This window comes from Rhodoplanes sp. SY1 (genome assembly GCF_046000175.1).
In the GTDB taxonomy this organism is placed as follows: Bacteria; Pseudomonadota; Alphaproteobacteria; order Rhizobiales; family Xanthobacteraceae; genus Rhodoplanes.
In genome coordinates this window covers 1-934 of record NZ_JBEOMB010000437.1, presented here as the reverse complement: position 1 = coordinate 934, position 934 = coordinate 1, and the positions used below count along the sequence as shown (strand labels likewise).

At 67.1% G+C, this 934-nt stretch carries 1 protein-coding gene; it reads right to left on the bottom strand.

Annotated elements, in window-relative coordinates:
- Positions 1 to 934: Calx-beta domain-containing protein (locus ABTU92_RS30205; RefSeq protein ID WP_408095219.1), on the bottom strand; the 934-nt coding region annotated here is incomplete at both ends.

The following is a 934-nucleotide window of genomic DNA, read 5'->3' as shown; positions in this document are numbered from 1 at the left end:
GTCGTGCCGGTGGTGTTGACGATGTTCGACAGGGCGACCGTGAAGGTCTCGTTCGCCTCGTTCACGAGGTCGCCGTTGATCGTGACGGAGATGGTCTGAGTCGCCGGGCCGCCGGCCGTGAAGGTGAGCGTGCCGGTGTTGGCGACGTAGTCGCTGCCCGCGGTAGCGGTGCCGTTGGCGGTCGCGTAGTTGACCGAGAAGGCCGTGGTGGTGTCGCTGCGGGTGACCGTGAAGGTCATCACCTTGGTGCCGGCGTCACCCTCGAGGACGCTGACGCTGTCGATCGACACGGTCGGGGTCGGGGCGGTTCCCTTCGGCGTCAGGGAGAAATTGTCGATCGCCAGGCCGTCGTCTGCACCGCTCGGGTCGGCGTCGGTCCAGCGGATCATGAAGCTCGATCCCGCGGCGATGTTCAGCCCGGTGATCGTGTAGGACAGGTTGGTGTAGTTCCCCGCGGCGTTGCCGTCGCGCGCACCCGTCGCGCCCGAGGTGCCCGGGGTGAGGAGGTCGAGCTGGTTGACGTCGGTCCAGGTCCCCGAGCTCAGGCTGGTGGCGTTCGTGCTGATCTGGAAGTCGAGCTGATCGGTCCGGCCGGTCGCGCCCAGGCGCCACTCCTCGCCACGGTAGCTGATCACGAGCTCGGTGATCGTCTGGCCCGTGTTGTTGGTGAACCCGGCGCCGATGAACGGAGAGATGGCGCCGCTCCGCAGCGTGCCCAGGGCGCGATCGCTCGTGGACGAGCCGAAGCTGTAGGTGTCGCCGGTGTTGCTCGAGCCGGTCCCCAGGATGAACTGCTGGTTGACGGAGCTGCCCTGGCTCGTGGAACCGGCCGTCTCGTACATGAGCCAGCCGTTGATGGTCAGGGTGCCTGCGGTCGTCAGTGAATCGAAGTTCTGCGTGTACGCGACGTCGAGGGCGGTGAGCGGGGCGATCG